Origin of the sequence: Kitasatospora sp. NPDC001527, assembly GCF_040298605.1 — a bacterium.
GTDB lineage: Bacteria > Actinomycetota > Actinomycetes > Streptomycetales > Streptomycetaceae > Kitasatospora.
In genome coordinates this window covers 49159-65690 of the sequence record NZ_JBEPAM010000015.1, presented here as the reverse complement: position 1 = coordinate 65690, position 16532 = coordinate 49159, and the positions used below count along the sequence as shown (strand labels likewise).

Here is a 16532-nt window from a genome sequence, read left to right as displayed (position 1 = left end):
TCCGGGGCTTTCGCGCGGCAGGCGGACCCGGGTTCCCGCGTGGCGGCGGCCGGGGTGCTGCTCTGCGCGGCCGGGCTGACCGCCGCGTTCCGGGGACCCCGGCGGGCGCACTGGCGCACGCTCGCGCTGACGCACGGTGCGCTGGGGCTGGCCGCGTCGGTCGTGGAACCGTCCGCCCGGCACCGGTCCGTGGGCCGGGACGACGTGGTGACGGCGCTGCGCATCGGTACGGGGATGGTCCTGGGCAGCGTGGTCCTCGACACGGCGGCGCGACGCGCCGTGCCCAGGATCGCGGCGGACGCGAAGGCCCTGCGCGCGCTGGCCGGCACGGCGGGCCCGCTGAGCATGTCCGCCCATGTGCTGCTGGTGCTCGCCCCCGCCGAGGAGCTCTTCTGGCGGGGCCTGGTGCAGGGCCGCCTCACCCGCCGGCTCGGCGCCGGCCGGGCCGCCGTCGCGACCACCGTGCTGTACACCCTGGCCCACCTGCCGACCGGCAACGCGGCGGTGACCGGCGCCGGCGCCGGCCTGGGCAGCACCCTGTCGCTGATGCGCGCCCGCGGCGCGAGCCTCGAACGCCTCGCGCTGGTCCACGCGTTCTGGGTGGTGCCGGCGATGCTGGGCGAGCGCGTCCGCTTCGCCGACGGCACCCCCCGGGGTCTGACCGCACCACGGCGCGCCGACGGCCGCGGCACCGCCGACGAGAAGGGTCCCGCCATGACGACGGCGCCGAGCGCCCGACGGGCCGGCCGGGCCGTGACCCCGTGGGGGCGGTTCGCGCAGCTCGTGAACAACGCCGTGCACATCGCCCTGTACGAGCGGACCGGGGGGCGGCTGGGCGGGCGGATGCTGGGCAACCAGGTCGGCGTCCTGACCACGGTGCGGCCCCGCGACGGCCGGCCGTACTCGGTCCCCCTGTTCACCTTCCGGGACGGCGCCGATGTCCTCGTCGTCGCGTCGTACCGCGGATCGTCCGAAGACCCCCGGTGGTTCCGCCACCTGCTGGCCGATCCGGACGCGGAGCTGCGCATCGGCGGCCGGGTGCGGGCGGTGCGGGCGCGGGTGCTGGACGGGGAGGAGCGGGCCGCCGCGTGGCGGCGCGTCGCGCGCGGCTTCAAGGGCTACGCGGACTACCAGCGCCGCACGACGCGGGAGATCCCCGTGGTCCGGCTGTCCCCGCGAGCGGAGCGCGGCTGAGGTGCCCGCCCCGCCGGGGCCCTCCCCCCTCGCGGTCCACGCGGGCCAGGCGCTGTACACCCGGTCCTTCCTGCGGATGTACGACACCCTCGTCTACCGCGTCAACTCCCCGCTCACCTGGCGCTGTCCGAAGGAGCGTCTCGTCGCGCTCTACGACCGGCACGTCTCGGGCCGTCACCTGGACGTCGGCGTCGCCTCCGGGGCGCTGCTCGACACGTGCCGCTTCCCCGTCGCGGCGCCGGACCTGACGCTGATGGACCTCAACCCCGACTCCCTGGCCGCCGCGTCCCACCGCCTGCGCCACTACCGTCCGCGGCTCCTGCGGGCCGACGCGCTGCGGCCGTGGGCGCTGCCGCCCGAGGCCGTGGACTCCGTCGGCATGTGCCACCTGCTGCACTGCCTGCCGGGGACGCTCGCGGACAAGGCCGTGCTCTTCGAACACGCCAGGAAGGTGCTGAAGCCGGGCGGCACGCTGTTCGGTGCGACCATCCCCGGCGCGGGCGTGCGGCACAACCGGTCGGCGCGGCTCCAGCTGGCGGTGGCCAACCGGCTCGGGATCATGTGCAACCGACGGGACCGGCCGGAGGACCTCGAAGCGGCCCTCGCCGCCGTCTTCACCGATGGCGAGGTGAAAGTCGTGGGGTCGGTGGCCCTCTTCTGGGCCCGGGCGGGGTGACGGACCCCGGCCCCACCCGCACCGGCGAAACACGGGCCGGCATCCGCCGGGGCGGGAGAATCCGCAGCCCCGCCCGCCCGTTGACCCCGTGGAATACCACCGGCATGATTGTCGAGACATCGTCAAAAAGGATCGCGGCGCAATCGTTTTCGCACGAGAGCTGATACGGGCACGCTCGTTCCCGAGTGGCCCGAAATGGACCACCGTGAGGGGGAGACTCCGTGTTCGGTCCGCATCGGACGAACGTGGCACGCGAAATCCAGACACCGAAGGACGACAGACGGCCCACCGACCGGCGCCCCGCGCCGCAGCGCCTCAGGAATCCGGGCACCAGAACCCCCGCGCCCCCCGGCGGACTCCCCGGCTCCGGTCATCCCCCGGATCCCAGCGCGGCGTACGAGGCCGTCCGGATCCTCTCCGGCAAATGGGTCTTCGCCGTACTGGTCCAGCTCGCCCGGGGGCCGCACTACCACAACGAACTGGCGCGTTCGACGGGCATGCCCGAGAACAAGCCCCTGGACCGCGTCCTGGACCGTCTCCTGCACATGCGCCTGGTCGACCGCACGGTCCACAACCTCGCCGGATCCGCGCCCCGGGTGCGCTATCAGCTCACACCGCGCGGCCATTCCGTGCTGCCGATCATCGACGAACTGGCGGGGTGGTGGCAGGCCACCGAACTGCCCGAACACTGAAGTCGGAGTTCCGCTCTCGGCCCTGTCCGATCCAGCGACCCGGGAAAAGTGATGACCGTCAATCGGAAGACAACGACCGCGCCCCCGGTTCCCGCGCCCACCTCGAGCGAGCGAACCGCGGTGGAACGCGGCTGGGAATTCCTGTCCGCCCGGACCGATACCCTCCCCCCGGCCTCCCTGGCCTTCGAGATGGACATCAGCGCGCCGGTCGCCGCCGACGAGGTGGTCCGCCGTGCCCGTACCGAGCTGGGAATCGATCTCGACTTCGAACCGCGCGACGAAGGCTTTTCGGCGATGCTCGCGCTCGACAACCTGCCCCACCCGCCACCGGAACGCGCCCAGGCCCTGCTCCCCGCCCTGATCCGCCGGGTCGAGGCGTGCCACTGGCGCGGCCGGTACCGCTTCTTCCCGACGGTGCGGGAGTTCGCCGCCGACACGGACTGCACCGCGCTCGCCGCGGCCGGGCTGCACCGCCACCACGCCCTGCGGCCGTCCCGGCTGGCCGCGAGCGCGCGCGAACTGCTCGCGGCCGGCGCCCCGGAGTCCTCGGCGCGGGACGGCCTGCTGCCGGGTGCCGTCATGGTGTATTGGGAGGACGGCGCGGAGCCGCTGGCGCGGCCGAGGGGCCGCAAGCACGACGCGGTCGTGAGTGCCAACGTCCTGCGCACCCTGCACCTCGCGGAACAGCACGACAGCCACGAGGGCCGGCGGACCGTCGACGCCACCCTCCGCCACGTCGAGGACCACCTCCGGTCCGGGCGCTACCTCGGGGGAACCCGCTACTACCCCTCGCCGGCCGCCTTCCTCCACGCCGTCGCACGCCTGTGCGGCGTGTGCCACGACTGCGCGACCAGGCTCGGGCCACTGCTGCGGAACGCCTGCGCCGCCCTCCCCGCACCGACGAACGCCCTGGACCTGGCGCTGTTCATCATCTGCGCGGAGACCTGCGCCGCCCCGGGGGACCGCCACGGGCACCGGGCGGAGCTCGCCGGCCGGCAGCGGCCGGACGGGGCCTGGCCCGCGCACGCCTACTTCCGCACCGGCCGCGTCCCCATCTACTTCGGCTCCGCCCATCTGACCACGGTGTTCGCCCTGCGCGCCCTCGGCTCCGACTCCTCCAAGCCGCCGGAACCGCACCGCACCCACGCACCGGGCCGTGCCGGGGCACCGCGCCCCGACCCCTGGGGAGCGCGCTGAGACCCGTCCGCACCCCCGTCGCGCGGGAACGGCCGGAATCCGGCGCGACGGGGGCCGGGGAACCGGCCGGGGTAAGGGCCGCCTAGGCTGTACGTCGAAGCAAAACGGGCGAACCGGACCCATCCAGGGGCCGCGAGGACGGAAAGCAGGACCCGCCGATGGGCGACGGAATGTCAGGCATGCACCACCACGGCGGGATGACCGAACTCGGCCCCTTCTCGCTCTCCAACGTGCTCACCTGGTCCCCCGACTGGGTGTTCCTGATCGGCAGCCTGGCCGCGCTCGCGCTGTACCTCACCGGCGTGGTGCGGCTGCGGCGGCGCGGCGACAGCTGGCCGATCGGGCGCACGGTGGCCTGGGTGCTGGGCATCGGCACGGTGATCCTGGTCACCTGCACCGGCCTGAACGACTACGGCATGGTGCTGTTCAGCGCGCACATGATGCAGCACATGGTGCTCTCCATGCTGTCGCCGATCCTGCTGCTGCTCGGCGGGCCGATCACCCTGGCGCTGCGCGCCCTGCGGCCGGCCGGGAAGGGCCGACCGCGCGGGCCGCGCGAGCTGCTGGTGGCGCTGCTGCACTCGACCTACATCAAGGTGGTCTCGCACCCGGCGTTCACCATCCCGCTGTTCATCGCGAGCCTGTACGGCGTCTACTTCACCCCGCTGTTCGACTTCCTCATGCAGTACCGGCTCGGGCACATCTTCATGATGGTCCACTTCCTGGCGACCGGTCTGGTGTTCTTCTGGCCGATCATGGGCGTGGACCCGGGCCCGCACCGGCCCGGCCATGTGATGCGGATCATCGAGCTGTTCATGGGCATGCCGTTCCACGCGTTCTTCGGCGTCGCGGTGATGATGGCCAACCACCAGCTGGTGAACACCTTCACCACCGAGATGGCACCGCCCGGCACCGACCTGCTGGCCGACCAGAAGCTCGCGGGCGGCATCACCTGGGCGTTCGGCGAGATCCCGACCGCGATCGTGCTGATCGCGCTGGTCTACCAGTGGATGGGCTCGGAGCAGCGGCTCTCGCGCCGCCGGGACCGCGCCGAGGACCGCAGCGGTGACGCCGAGCTGGCGGCGTACAACGCCTACCTGGCCTCGCTGGACCAGCGCAGCCGGCGCCCGGCCGCCGACGCCGGCTGACCCCCGCCACGGCCCGACGCCGGAGCCCCCGTCCGATCCCGGACGGGGGCTCCGGCGTTTCCGGGCACCGCGTTCAGGCGCCGCCGCCCGGGGCCTGCCGGGCCAGGCCGGCGACCAGGATGTCCAGGCCGAACTCGAAGCGCTCGTCGCCGACGTTGCGGGTGAGCGCGGCGGCCATCGAGGTCATCATCGGGTAGCGCTCGGCGGGGATGGTCGCGAAGTAGTCGCGGATCCGCTCGCCGAAGGCCTCGGTGTCGTCGCCGCCCCGGGTGGAGGCCTCGAAGGCGGTCGCGGTGGTGTAGAGGCCGAGCAGGTCGACGCCGTACGCGGCGGTCTGCTCGTCCAGGCCGCCGGCCCGCAGCATGGCGAGCATGGCCTCGGCGATGTCCATCGCGTGCGGGGTGACCGGGACGTTGGCGACCACCGCGGCCCTGGCCAGGTCACGGTGCGAGAGCAGCGCGTCGCGAGAGGTCCGCAGCAGCCGCTTGACCTGCTCCTGCCACCGCGCCGGGTCGGCCGGCTCCAGTTCGATGTCGGCGTAGACCTGGTCCAGGACCAGTTCGAGCAACTCCTCCTTGGAGCCGACGTGGGCGTAGAGGCTGGCGGCGCCGGTGCCCAGTTCCTGGCCGACGCGGCGCATGCTGAGCGCGTCCATGCCCTCGGCGTCGACGATCCGCAGCGCCGCGTCGACGATCCGCTCCCGGCTCAGCGGCTGCCGCCTCGGGGCGGCCTTCGCCCCGCCCTGCCAGTGCTCGGGCCAGCCGGAACGCGAGGCGGCACTGGTCATGGGAGCTCCTTCGTGATCGGCGACGGCCTCCCAGACTACTTGACACGAACACCGTTCCATGGGAGAACACTGTTCGTTGAAGCAAACAGTGTTCGTTGTGACGAACGGCGTTCGTCGACAGCTCTGATTCCGGAGAGCACCTCCATGACCAGTCAGATCGCCGCTCCCGCGGCCGCCACACCCCCGTCCACCGGCTACCGGCTGCGCTGGGCGGGTCTCGCCGTCATCCTCGCCGCCGAGGTGATGGACCTCCTCGACACCACGATCGTCGGCGTCGCGGCGCCCGCCGTCCGCCAGGACCTCGGCGGCGGCGACGCCCAGATCCAGTGGATCACCGCGTCCTACACGCTCGCCTTCGCCGTGCTGCTGATCACCGGCGGCCGGCTCGGCGACCTCTTCGGCCGCAAGCGCCTGTTCGTGCTCGGCGCGGCCGGCTTCACCCTCGCCTCGGTGCTCTGCGCGGCCGCGCCCGGCGCCGGAACCCTGGTCGCCGCGCGGACCGTGCAGGGCCTGTGCGCGGCGCTGCTCATCCCGCAGGGGCTCGGCCTCATCAAGGCGATGTTCCCGCCCAAGGAACTGGGCACCGCCTTCGGCCTGTTCGGCCCCGTGCTGGGGCTCTCCTCGGTGCTCGGGCCCACCCTCGGCGGCTACCTCACCGACGCCGACCTGTTCGGGCTCGGCTGGCGGACCGTCTTCCTGATCAACCTGCCGGTCGGCCTGCTCGCGGTGCTCGCCGCCGCCCGGATCCTGCCCGCCGACCGCGACGGACGCGACGGACGCGACGGACGCGACGGGCGGCTCGACCCCGTCGGCGTGCTGCTGCTCGGCCTCGCCGTCCTGCTGCTGGTCTACCCGCTGGTCCAGGGCCGGGAGCTGGACTGGCCGCTGTGGTGCTTCCTCTCGATGGCCGCCTCGGTGCCGGTCCTGTGGCTCTTCACCCGCCACCAGCGCGGCGTGCTGCGGCGCGGCGGCACCCCGCTGATCGAGCCCTCGCTGTTCGCCAAGCGGCCCTTCGTCTCGGCGCTCGCGACCGGGCTGGTGTTCTTCGCCGCGCTCTCCGGGCTGCTGCTGGTCTTCACCCTGTACCTGCAGCTCGGTCTCGGCTGGACGCCGCTGCACGCCGGGCTCTCGATGATCCCGCTGTCGATCGGCGTGGTCGCCGGCGCCGTCCTCTCCGGCGGGCTGCTGGCCCCGCGCCACGGCCGCCGGGTGCTGCACGCCGGCATGGCCGTCGCCGCCGCGGGCGCGCTGGGCCTGTGGGCCACCGTCGAGCACGGCGCCGCGGACCTCGGCAGCCGGCAGCTGATCCCGGCGCTCGCGCTCACCGGCCTGGGCCTCGGCCTGATCATGGCGCCGTTCTTCGACATCGCGCTGGCCGGGGTCGAGGAGTCCGAGACCGGCTCGGCGTCCGGCGTCCTCAACGCCCAGCAGCAGCTCGGCGGCTCGATCGGCGTCGCGCTGCTCGGCACCGCGTTCTTCGGCTGGGCCCGCACCGACGGCTTCCGGCACGCGGCCGGCTGGACGTACGGCCTGGTCGCCCTGCTGCTCGCGGCGGCCTTCCTGACCGCCTTCCTGCTCCCCCGGCAGGCCCGGCCGGAGGGCGAGGGGCACTGAGGGCGTGTCGGCCACGCCCTCGGTGCCCCTCGTACGGCCGGGAGGCCCCGGAGGTCCGGTACCGGACCTCCGGGGCCTCCCGGGTTCACCTCGTGCGCCGTCAGGCGAGGGCCGTCAGGCGAGGTTGGAGAGCGCCTCGTTGAGGGTCTTCGACGGGCGCATCACGGCCGCGGCCTTGGCCGGGTCCGGCTGGTAGTAGCCGCCCAGGTCGACCGGCGAGCCCTGCACCGCGACGAGCTCCTCGACGATGGTCTGCTCCTGCTCGCCGAGCGCCTTGGCCAGGCCCTCGAAGGCCTGGGCGAGCGCGGCGTCCTCGGTCTGGCCGGCCAGCTCCTGGGCCCAGTACATGGCCAGGTAGAAGTGGCTGCCGCGGTTGTCGATGCCACCGAGGCGGCGGCTCGGCGACTTGTCCTCGTTGAGGAAGGTGCCGGTGGCGCGGTCCAGCGTGTCGGCCAGCACCTGGGCGCGGGCGTTGCCGGTGGTCCGGGCCAGGTGCTCGAAGCTGGCGGCCAGCGCGAAGAACTCGCCCAGGCTGTCCCAGCGCAGGTAGTTCTCCTTGACCAGCTGCTGGACGTGCTTCGGGGCGGAGCCGCCGGCGCCGGTCTCGAACAGGCCGCCGCCGTTGATCAGCGGGACGACCGACAGCATCTTGGCGCTGGTGCCCAGCTCCAGGATCGGGAACAGGTCGGTCAGGTAGTCGCGCAGCACGTTGCCGGTGACCGAGATGGTGTCCTCGCCGCGGCGGATGCGCTCCAGCGAGAACGCGGTGGCCTCGACCGGGGCCAGGATCTCGATCTGCAGGCCGGCGGTGTCGTGGTCCGCCAGGTAGGTCTTGACCTTCTCGATCAGCACCGCGTCGTGGGCGCGGGTCTCGTCCAGCCAGAAGACGGCCGGGTTGCCGGTGACCCGGGCGCGGGTGACGGCCAGCTTCACCCAGTCGCGGATCGGCAGGTCCTTGGTCTGGCAGGAGCGGAAGATGTCGCCCGGCTGGACGGACTGCTCCAGGACGACCTCGCCGGTGGCGGCGTCGACCAGGCGGACGGTGCCGGCGGCCGCGATCTCGAAGGTCTTGTCGTGGCTGCCGTACTCCTCGGCGGCCTGGGCCATCAGGCCGACGTTCGGGACCGAGCCGATGGTGGCCGGGTCCAGGGCGCCGTTGGCGCGGCAGTCGTCGATGACGGCCTGGTAGACGCCCGCGTAGCTGCTGTCCGGCAGCACGGCGAGGGTGTCGGCCTCCTGGCCGTCCGGGCCCCACATGTGGCCGGAGGTGCGGATCATGGCCGGCATCGAGGCGTCGACGATGACGTCGCTCGGCACGTGCAGGTTGGTGATGCCCTTGTCGGAGTCGACCATGGCCAGGGCCGGGCCCTCGGCCAGCTCGGCCTCGAAGGAGGCCTTGATCTCCGCGCCCAGGTGCGGGACGTTCTCCAGCCCGGCCAGGATGCCGCCGAGGCCGTTGTTCGGGTTCAGGCCGGCCGCGACCAGCACCTCGCCGTACTTGGCGAAGGTCTGCGGGAAGAAGGCGCGGACCACGTGGCCGAAGATGATCGGGTCGGAGACCTTCATCATGGTGGCCTTCAGGTGCACCGAGAACAGCACGCCCTCGGCCTTGGCCTTGGCGACCTGCGCGGCCAGGAACTCGTTCAGCGCGGCGGCGCGCATGACCGAGGCGTCCACGACCTCGCCGGCCAGCACCGGCACCGACTCGCGCAGCACGGTGGTGGCGCCGTCCTCGGCGACCAGCTCGATGCGCAGCGCGCCGTCCGCGGCGATCACGGCGGACTTCTCGGTGGAGCGGAAGTCGTTCTCGCCCATGGTGGCGACGTTGGTCTTGGAGTCGGCCGACCAGGCGCCCATGCGGTGCGGGTGGGTCTTGGCGTAGTTCTTGACCGACGCGGGGGCGCGGCGGTCCGAGTTGCCCTCGCGCAGGACCGGGTTGACGGCGCTGCCCTTGACCTTGTCGTAGCGGGCGCGGACGTCCTTGTCCTCGTCGGTCTGCGGGTCGTCCGGGTAGTCCGGCAGCGCGTAGCCCTGCGCCTGCAGCTCGGCGACGGCGGCCTTGAGCTGCGGGATGGAGGCCGAGATGTTCGGCAGCTTGATGATGTTGGCGCCCGGGGTCTTGGCGAGGGCGCCCAGCTCGGCGAGGGCGTCGCCGATCCGCTGGTCCTCGGTCAGACGCTCCGGGAAGCTCGCGATGATTCGCCCGGCGAGGGAGATGTCGCGAGTCTCCACCTTCACGCCAGCCGTCGAGGCGTACGCCTGGACCACCGGCAGGAACGAGTACGTTGCCAGGGCCGGCGCCTCGTCGGTGTGCGTATAGATGATGGTCGAGTCAGTCATCGGTACTCCGCTTCACGTCTCCAACGTCTTGACGTCAAGATATCTCGTGACCGCCCCTCCGCTCCACCTCCCCCCGGATCCGGATCAGCTCCACGGTCGTCCCGGCGCGGCCGAGGGGCAAGCGGAGCGGGTCAGGCGGCCCCGCCGCGGGCGGCGCGGGACGCGCCGAGGCGGGCGTCGAACCCGGCCTCGTCGGCGAGGAACCACAGCTGCCGGCCCCGGTTGCTCTCCCGGACGAAGTCCCGCAGCGCCCCGCTCGCCCCGGTGTGGCGGGAGATGTCGCCGACGACGGCAAGGCCGACCCGGTACTGGGCGAACTTCTGGGTGATCTCCCCGGCGATCCTGGTGCTCAGCGTGAAGAACTCCTCGCCGAACCGGGCCGCGGGCACGACCAGCCACTCGGCGCCGGCGCCGAAGGCCTCGCCGAGCAGGTCCGCCCCGGCGCCCGCGTCGCGGACCACCGGACCCTCGGCGGGCAGCCGCAGCACGACGGGACCGGCGGGGTCGGCCGGGCCGGCGGCGGTGTCCGGCGTGACGGGGGCGGGCGCGGCGGCGGGCGTGCGGGGCGGCTCAGTCATGGCGGTTCTCCGTCGTCAACGTGTGGACCAGCAGCAGCAGTTCGGCGGTGTCGGCCGGCGAGCCGAGGATGATCACCTTGAGGGTCGAGCGCTCCTCGTGGTGGAGGGTCTCGATGCGCAGCGGCACCCCGCCCTCGCGCGGGCCGGCGACCATCGCGACCAGGGTGTTGGACAGCCGGGCGGCCTCGCGGACGCCGATCGCGTCGATCTGGACCACCGTCGAGGCCTCGGCGTGCAGCGGCCCCCGGGGCGCGGGCTCCGCGGGCTCGCCGGCGCAGGCCGGGGCCCCGGTGAAGTCCTCGAAGTCGCGGCGGGCGATCCGGTACTGCTTGCCGATCCTGACCGCGCGCAGCCGGCCGTCGCGGACGTAGCCGCGGACCGTCCGCACGTGCAGGCCGAGCAGTTCGGCAACCTGCTCGACCGAGAAGTACTCCGGGTACTGCTCCGGCACCGGCGCCTCCCTGGGATGTCGTTTGATGACGCAAACTACCATGCGACAGGGACGGATAGGGAAGGATGAGGAAGGCCGTCCGATGAGCGGTACACCCGACCGTCAGGACTTCGTCAACGCGGTGCACCATTCGGTCAACGCTGCGTCAGGACTGTTCACCGTGCGCCCGCACCGGCCCTAGCGTCGAAGCATCAGCGCGGGAGCGTCACGAACGGTTCCGCGCGGTCGAGCAGTTCCGGCAGGCCCACACTCCACCACTCGGGAGCACCCGCATGGCCCGCGTCGTCGTCTGGCACGTCCCGGTCACCGTCACCGGACGCACCACCTCCCTCCGCCTCTTCCGCCTGCGCGACGGCCGCCGCTGCGCCGTCGGCTTCAGCTCCGCGGGCGCGCTCGCCGAGCTGCTCGGCCCGGAGCAGGCCACCGTCGAACTCGGCGAACCGGCGCTGCGCGCGCTCACCGCGCCGCTCGGCATCGACGAACTGGTCCTGGACCCCCGCCTGGTCGCTTCGCCGGTGAGCGGCCCGGCCACCGCCGGGGCCGTCCGCCCGGCCTCCGGGCACCCCGCCTCCCGCTCCGGCGCACGGCTCCAGCGCCGGTGAGCGCACTCCACCTGGTCCCCGGCGCGCCGCAGCCCGAGCCGGCCCGCCCGCTGCAGGCCCTCGCCCGGGTGAGCTTCGGCCCGGTCCCGCTCGACTTCGACCGGCTGGCCGCCGAGATCCCCGCCGTGCAGAGCGGCCTGGCCCTGGCCGGCGACGCCGACCTCGAACTGCGGCTCGCCTGCACCGGCCCGGAGGAGTTACGCGCCGTCTCCGCCGCCCTGCTCCGCGCCGGCGCCGCCCACGTCCACGTCGACCTCGTCCTGCGGGCCCTGCTCCCCGCCCGGCCGACCCTGCGCCCGGTGCCCTGACACCGCCCCGGGGTTCCCGCGCCCGCCCGCCGCCCGGACAGCGGGCGGGCGGGCGCGGGGCACCTCCGGCTACCGCCGCCGGGTGAGTGCGGCGATGGCGGCGAGCAGCAGGGCGGAGCCGGCCGGCAGGGCCGGGGTGAGCGGTTCGCCGAAGCAGGCCACGCCGAGGACGGCGGCGGTGGCCGGTTCGAGCAGGACCAGCACCGCCGCGGTGGCCCCCGGCACGGTGGCCAGACCGGCGAAGTACCAGCGGTAGGCGAGCAGCGTGGGCACCGTCCCCAGGAACAGCAGGGCGCCCGCCGTCGGCAGCGGCGCCCCGGTGGACGGCAGCACGCCGCCCTCCACCGCGAGGGCGAGCGGCAGCAGGCAGAGCAGGCCGGTGGCGAAGGCCCCGGCCGAGGCCCGGGCCGTGCCGCCGGCGCGGGCCCACAGGGTGAGCCCGCTCTGCCCGGCGCCGGCCAGCACGGCGAGCGCCATCCCGAGGACGGGCCTCGGTCCGCCGGCGGGGCCGGCCACCAGCAGCACCAGCCCGCCCACGGCGAGCAGGTTGGCGGCCACCGCCCGGCCGGTGAGCCGTTCGCCGAGCAGCAGGTGGGCGCCGAGGCTGGTGAGCACCGGCCCGGCGCCGATGGTCACCAGGGTGCCGAGGCCGAGCCCGGCGCAGCGCACCGCGCCGAAGTAGGCGCACTGGCTGACCGCCAGCCCGAGCCCGGTGAGCACGGCGGAGCGCCGCGGCCCGGCGGCGGCGCGGGCGGGCAGCAGGACGAGGCAGCCGGCGGCGACGGCGAACCGCCAGGCGCAGACGGCGACCGGGCCGAGCCCGGCGGCGCCCATCAGCAGGGCGGCCACGGCCCCGCCGGCGCCCCAGGCGACGGCGGCGGCCGAGATGGACAGCAGGCCGTGCCGCAACGGCACGGCGGCATGAGTGGTCATGCGTTCGTTCTCCACGACGAGTGCCGGGCACGGCCCGGCCGGATGAGGTCCACCGGCGGCGCGGGCGGCGCTCATCGGCCCGGGAACGGCGGAGCCGCCGGGCTGCGGTGCGCGTGGAGGGGCCGCCCGCTAGCGGACGGGCGGCGGCAGGATCCGGGAACGCATGGGCGTCACCATACAGCGGGTGTGCCGCGGCCGCGTTTCCCTACGGACGGAGCCATTTCCACAACCCCCCGGATCGCACTCCTTAGCACGGACACGAACCGAAGCTCAATGGACGCTCAAATCGTGGAATTACCCGCAGGTAGCGTAACGGGCACCTGAACAGACGGCCTCCTACCTGCGGGGATATCCCGCGAAGTAGGTAACCATTCGGTAAGGAAACCTGTGCAGATGTCTCTGCATCCGCCTATTGTGTGGCAACTCTCCGCGCTCCGTACCCCCGGAGAACCCTCACCACAGAGAGATTGCGCATGGCCTCCCTCAACCAGCTCTCCCCGCCCGGCACGAGCACCGGCTCCACCCCCGGCACCACCACCCACCGGTCGCTGCGCCGCGAGGTCGGCCTCATCGGGCTCATGTGGGCCTCGGTCGGCTCGATCATCGGCTCGGGCTGGCTCTACGGCGCGAAGAACGCCGTCGTCGTCGCCGGACCGGCGGCGCTCGTCTCCTGGGGCATCGGCGCGGTCGCCATCGTCCTGCTCGCCTTCGTGCACGCCGAGCTCGGCGGCATGTTCCCGGTCGCCGGCGGCACCGCCCGCTACCCGCACTACGCCTTCGGCGGGCTGGCCGGCATGTCCTTCGGCTGGTTCTCCTGGCTCCAGGCCGCCACGGTCGCGCCCATCGAGGTCGAGGCGATGATCGGCTACGCCGGGCACTGGGAGTTCGCGCAGGGATTCCTCAACGACAACGGCACCCTCACCCCGAGCGGCATGGTCGTCGCCGTGCTGCTGATGGGCCTGTTCGTCGCGGTCAACTTCCTCGGCGTGCGGGTGCTCGCCCGCACCAACAGCGCCGCCACCTGGCTGAAGATCTTCGTCCCGCTGTTCGCGATCTTCGTGCTGGCGGTGAGCAACTTCCACGGCTCCAACTTCACCTCGCACGGCTTCGCCCCGTTCGGCGTCAAGGGCGTGCTGACCGCGGTCAGCGCCAGCGGCATCATCTTCGCCCTGCTCGGCTTCGAGCAGGCGATCCAGCTGGCCGGCGAGAGCAAGAACCCCAAGCGCGACATCCCCCGCGCCGTGCTCGGCTCGGTCGCCATCGGCACCGCGATCTACGTGCTGCTGCAGGTCGTCTTCATCGCCGCACTGCCCGCCTCCACCTTCGCCGGCGGCTGGGACAACCTCGACTTCCCCGGCATCGACGGCCCGTTCGCCGGCCTCGCCACCCTGGTCGGCCTCGGCTGGCTGGCCTGGGTGCTGTACTTCGACGCCATCGTCTCCCCCGGCGGCACCGGCCTGATCTACACCACCTCCACCTCGCGCATCGCGTACGGCCTGAGCAAGAACGGCTACGCCCCGCAGCTCTTCGAGCGGGTCGACAAGCGCGGCGCGCCGTGGTTCGGCCTCATCATGTCGTTCGTCACCGGCGTCATCTGCTTCATGCCCTTCCCGAGCTGGCAGGAGCTGGTCGGCTTCATCACCTCGGCCAGCGTGCTGATGTACGCCGGCGCCCCGCTCGCCTTCGGCGCCCTGCGCCGCCGGCTGCCGGCCCGCGAGCGCTCGTACCGCCTGCCCGCCGGCGCGATCGTCTCCCCGGCGGCCTTCATCGTCTCCAGCCTGATCATCTACTGGTCCGGCTGGCACACCCTGTCCCGCCTGGGCATCGCGATCGTCATCGGCTACCTGCTGCTCGGCGGCTACGCCACGTACGCCATCCGCAAGGGCCTGCCGAACGCCCCGCACATGGACTGGCGGGCCGCCCAGTGGCTGCCGGCCTACCTGCTGGGCCTGGGCCTGATCTCCTGGCAGGGCGGCTTCGGCGACGGCACCGGCCGGATCCCGATGTGGTGGGACATGGCGGTGGTCGCCGTCTTCTCCCTGGGGATCTACTACTGGGCGATCCGGGTCGCGCTGCCGGCCGAGATCATCGAGCGGAACATCGAGGACGTCGAGGTGGTCGACGAGGGCGGTCACTGACCCCCCGACGGACATCCCCTCGCCGGACATGCGGAAGGGCCCGCCGGATCGAAGCCACCCGGCGGGCCCTTCCGCGGTGTCCCGGGCCTACAGCGCCAGCACCGCGCGCAGGGCGTACTCGACGGCGGCCTCCGGGTCGTCCGCGGGGTGCTCGCAGCGCCAGGCGACGAAGCCGTCGGGGCGCACCAGCAGGGCGCCGTCGGGGCGGATGCCGTGCAGGGCCGCGAAGTCGGTGCCCGGCTCGGGGGCCAGGTCGTCGTCCGCGCCCTCGCCGATCCGGTAGGCGTCCAGCGGGACGGCCAGCCGGTCCGCCGCGCGGCGGGCGGCGTCCCGCCAGGCGGTGCCCGCCGAGCCGGTCAGCAGCACCATCGTCTGCTCGTACAGGTCGAGGGTGGACAGCCGCACACCCGCCCGCAGCAGCCACTGGTGCGGCGCCCGGCTGCCCGGCTCGCCCGAGGACTCGAAGGAGTCGGGGACGACCGCGCCGGCCGGGTCGGTGCCGAGCACCGCGCCCTCCCGGTAGCGGTAGCCGAGCGCCACCGACAGCACCCCGGCCTGCCGGCCGACGCCCGGGACGACGGCGTACCCGGGGTGGCTGTGCTCGGCGGAGCGGGCCGAGGCGCGCTCGCCGGTCACCCGCGCCACCGGCCGGCGCTCCTGCCCGTAGGTCTCCAGCAGGCCCGGTCCGGCCCAGCCGCAGAGGACCGCGGCGAGCTTCCAGGCCAGGTTGTGCGCGTCCTGGATGCCGGTGTTGGAGCCGAACGCGCCGGTCGGGGACATCTCGTGCGCCGAGTCCCCGGCCAGGAACACCCGGCCGGCCGAGTAGCGCTCGGCGACCCGCTCGGCGGCGTGCCACGGGGCCTTTCCGGTCACCTCGACGTCGAGGTCGGGCAGCCCGACCGCGGCCCGGATGTGCCGGGCGCAGCGCTCGTCGCTGAACGCCTCCAGCGGCTCGCCGTCCTCCGGGTGCCACGGCGCGTGGAACACCCACTCCTCCCGGTTGTCCACCGGCAGCAGGGCGCCGTCCGCCTCCGGGTTGGTGAGGTAGCAGGCGATGAAGTGGCGGTCGCCCACCACCTCGGCCAGCCGCTTCGCCCGGAAGGTGATGCTGACGTTGTGGAACAGCTCGCCCTTGCCGCTCTGGCCGATGCCCAGCCGGGTGCGGGCCGGGCTGCGCGGGCCGTCCGCCGCGACCAGGTAGTCCGCCCGCACGACCCGCTCCTCACCGGTCTCCCGGCTGCGCAGCAGCGCCGTCACGCCCTCGGCGTCCTGCTCGAAGGAGAGCAGCTCGGTGCCGAAGCGGATGCCGGCGCCCAGCTCGCGGGCCGCGCGGCGGAGCACCGGCTCCAGGTCGTTCTGGCTGCACAGGCACCAGGAGCTGGGGCTGAACCGGGCCAGCCGCCCGCCCGGGTCGATCTCCCGGAACAGCCACTCCTGCTCCTCGCCGGTCAGCGAGGGGGCCTGCAGGATGCCGTGGTTCGGGGCCAGCACCGACGCCGCCTCGCGGATCGCCGTCTCGATCCCGGCCACCCGGTAGAGCTCCATCGTCCGCACGTTGTTGCCTCGGCCACGCGGGTGATGCGAGGTGTCGGCGTGCTTCTCGACGAGCAGGTGCCTGACACCCAGTCGGCCCAGGAAGAGCGAGGCCGACAGCCCGACCAACGAGCCGCCGACGATCAGGACCGGTACCCGGTCGTCCACCTTCGGATTCATCAATTGCTCCAGCCTGTACGGGAGTTCGGGGCCGAGTGCGGGGCTCGGCGCGGCCCTCGGCGGGGCGCGCGGGCACGGCGGCCCGGTCCTATCAGTCCCCCGTGCCGGAGGCGTTGTGCCGTCCCTTCGCCCGGATGGCCCGCATATCTCGCGCCACCCGG

At 73.6% G+C, this 16532-nt stretch carries 15 protein-coding genes; 9 read left to right on the top strand and 6 right to left on the bottom strand.

Features of this window, described 5'->3' with window-relative positions; all coding sequences use genetic code 11:
• The first annotated feature begins 39 nt into the window (after positions 1-39).
• From ABT238_RS17275 to ABT238_RS17255, 5 genes are all read left to right on the top strand, one after another.
• A complete protein-coding gene (locus tag ABT238_RS17275; protein WP_350561472.1) occupies positions 40-1194 on the top strand; it encodes a nitroreductase/quinone reductase family protein in 1155 nt (384 codons plus the stop codon).
• A gap of 1 nt (position 1195) precedes the next feature.
• Positions 1196-1870 (top strand): class I SAM-dependent methyltransferase, encoded by a 675-nt coding sequence (locus ABT238_RS17270; RefSeq protein WP_350561470.1) that lies wholly within the window; start codon positions 1196-1198, stop codon positions 1868-1870.
• 245 nt (positions 1871-2115) lie between these two features.
• Positions 2116-2562: a winged helix-turn-helix transcriptional regulator gene (locus tag ABT238_RS17265; RefSeq protein ID WP_350561468.1), complete on the top strand. Its 447-nt coding sequence runs from the start codon at positions 2116-2118 to the stop codon at positions 2560-2562.
• 189 nt (positions 2563-2751) lie between these two features.
• On the top strand, positions 2752-3759 hold the full coding sequence (locus ABT238_RS17260) for a hypothetical protein (RefSeq protein ID WP_350762441.1): 1008 nt from the start codon (positions 2752-2754) through the stop codon (positions 3757-3759).
• Between the two features lie 179 nt (positions 3760-3938).
• Entirely contained in the window at positions 3939-4907 is a 969-nt protein-coding gene (locus tag ABT238_RS17255) for a cytochrome c oxidase assembly protein (RefSeq protein ID WP_350561572.1), read from the top strand.
• A 73-nt stretch (positions 4908-4980) separates the two neighbouring features.
• On the opposite strand, the gene ABT238_RS17250 is transcribed toward ABT238_RS17255, so the two are convergent.
• Positions 4981-5694, bottom strand: a complete 714-nt coding sequence (locus tag ABT238_RS17250) for a TetR/AcrR family transcriptional regulator (protein ID WP_350762426.1) — start codon at positions 5692-5694, stop codon at positions 4981-4983.
• A gap of 144 nt (positions 5695-5838) precedes the next feature.
• Here ABT238_RS17250 and ABT238_RS17245 point away from each other — a divergent pair, with 144 nt between their 5' ends.
• Positions 5839-7308: an MFS transporter gene (locus ABT238_RS17245; RefSeq protein ID WP_350762413.1), complete on the top strand. Its 1470-nt coding sequence runs from the start codon at positions 5839-5841 to the stop codon at positions 7306-7308.
• Positions 7309-7422: 114 nt separating this feature from the next.
• Here ABT238_RS17245 and ABT238_RS17240 read toward each other — a convergent pair whose 3' ends face one another.
• The 3 genes from ABT238_RS17240 to ABT238_RS17230 form a co-directional block, all read right to left on the bottom strand.
• Positions 7423-9648, bottom strand: coding sequence for an NADP-dependent isocitrate dehydrogenase (locus ABT238_RS17240; RefSeq protein ID WP_350762403.1), 2226 nt, complete (start codon positions 9646-9648; stop codon positions 7423-7425).
• A gap of 131 nt (positions 9649-9779) precedes the next feature.
• The gene (locus tag ABT238_RS17235; protein WP_350762392.1) at positions 9780-10226 is read right to left on the bottom strand and encodes a DUF4180 domain-containing protein; all 447 of its coding nucleotides are present in this window, start codon (positions 10224-10226) and stop codon (positions 9780-9782) included.
• The gene (locus tag ABT238_RS17230; RefSeq protein WP_350561460.1) at positions 10219-10677 is read right to left on the bottom strand and encodes a helix-turn-helix domain-containing protein; all 459 of its coding nucleotides are present in this window, start codon (positions 10675-10677) and stop codon (positions 10219-10221) included. The genes ABT238_RS17235 and ABT238_RS17230 overlap by 8 nt, the downstream gene beginning before the upstream one ends.
• A gap of 272 nt (positions 10678-10949) precedes the next feature.
• On the opposite strand from ABT238_RS17230, the gene ABT238_RS17225 reads away from it, so the two are divergent.
• The gene (locus ABT238_RS17225; RefSeq protein WP_350762376.1) at positions 10950-11279 is read left to right on the top strand and encodes an SAV_915 family protein; all 330 of its coding nucleotides are present in this window, start codon (positions 10950-10952) and stop codon (positions 11277-11279) included.
• A complete protein-coding gene (locus ABT238_RS17220) occupies positions 11276-11587 on the top strand; it encodes a hypothetical protein (RefSeq protein ID WP_350561456.1) in 312 nt (103 codons plus the stop codon). The genes ABT238_RS17225 and ABT238_RS17220 overlap by 4 nt, the downstream gene beginning before the upstream one ends.
• Before the next feature lie 69 nt (positions 11588-11656).
• Here ABT238_RS17220 and ABT238_RS17215 read toward each other — a convergent pair whose 3' ends face one another.
• Entirely contained in the window at positions 11657-12520 is an 864-nt protein-coding gene (locus ABT238_RS17215) for an EamA family transporter (protein WP_350762359.1), read from the bottom strand.
• A gap of 473 nt (positions 12521-12993) precedes the next feature.
• Here ABT238_RS17215 and ABT238_RS17210 point away from each other — a divergent pair, with 473 nt between their 5' ends.
• On the top strand, positions 12994-14658 hold the full coding sequence (locus ABT238_RS17210; protein ID WP_350561452.1) for an APC family permease: 1665 nt from the start codon (positions 12994-12996) through the stop codon (positions 14656-14658).
• A gap of 87 nt (positions 14659-14745) precedes the next feature.
• On the opposite strand, the gene ABT238_RS17205 is transcribed toward ABT238_RS17210, so the two are convergent.
• Entirely contained in the window at positions 14746-16371 is a 1626-nt protein-coding gene (locus ABT238_RS17205) for an FAD-dependent oxidoreductase (RefSeq protein WP_350762345.1), read from the bottom strand.
• Between the last annotated feature and the right edge of the window lie 161 nt (positions 16372-16532).

Coding starts and splice junctions, on each gene's coding strand:
- ABT238_RS17240 (WP_350762403.1), bottom strand. CDS start 9,648: ATGACTGACTCGACCATCATCTATACGCACACCGACGAGGCGCCGGCC.
- ABT238_RS17260 (WP_350762441.1), top strand. CDS start 2,752: ATGGACATCAGCGCGCCGGTCGCCGCCGACGAGGTGGTCCGCCGTGCC.
- ABT238_RS17255 (WP_350561572.1), top strand. CDS start 3,939: ATGCACCACCACGGCGGGATGACCGAACTCGGCCCCTTCTCGCTCTCC.
- ABT238_RS17235 (WP_350762392.1), bottom strand. CDS start 10,226: ATGACTGAGCCGCCCCGCACGCCCGCCGCCGCGCCCGCCCCCGTCACG.
- ABT238_RS17225 (WP_350762376.1), top strand. CDS start 10,950: ATGGCCCGCGTCGTCGTCTGGCACGTCCCGGTCACCGTCACCGGACGC.
- ABT238_RS17245 (WP_350762413.1), top strand. CDS start 5,839: ATGACCAGTCAGATCGCCGCTCCCGCGGCCGCCACACCCCCGTCCACC.
- ABT238_RS17210 (WP_350561452.1), top strand. CDS start 12,994: ATGGCCTCCCTCAACCAGCTCTCCCCGCCCGGCACGAGCACCGGCTCC.
- ABT238_RS17205 (WP_350762345.1), bottom strand. CDS start 16,371: ATGAATCCGAAGGTGGACGACCGGGTACCGGTCCTGATCGTCGGCGGC.
- ABT238_RS17250 (WP_350762426.1), bottom strand. CDS start 5,694: ATGACCAGTGCCGCCTCGCGTTCCGGCTGGCCCGAGCACTGGCAGGGC.
- ABT238_RS17215 (WP_350762359.1), bottom strand. CDS start 12,520: ATGACCACTCATGCCGCCGTGCCGTTGCGGCACGGCCTGCTGTCCATC.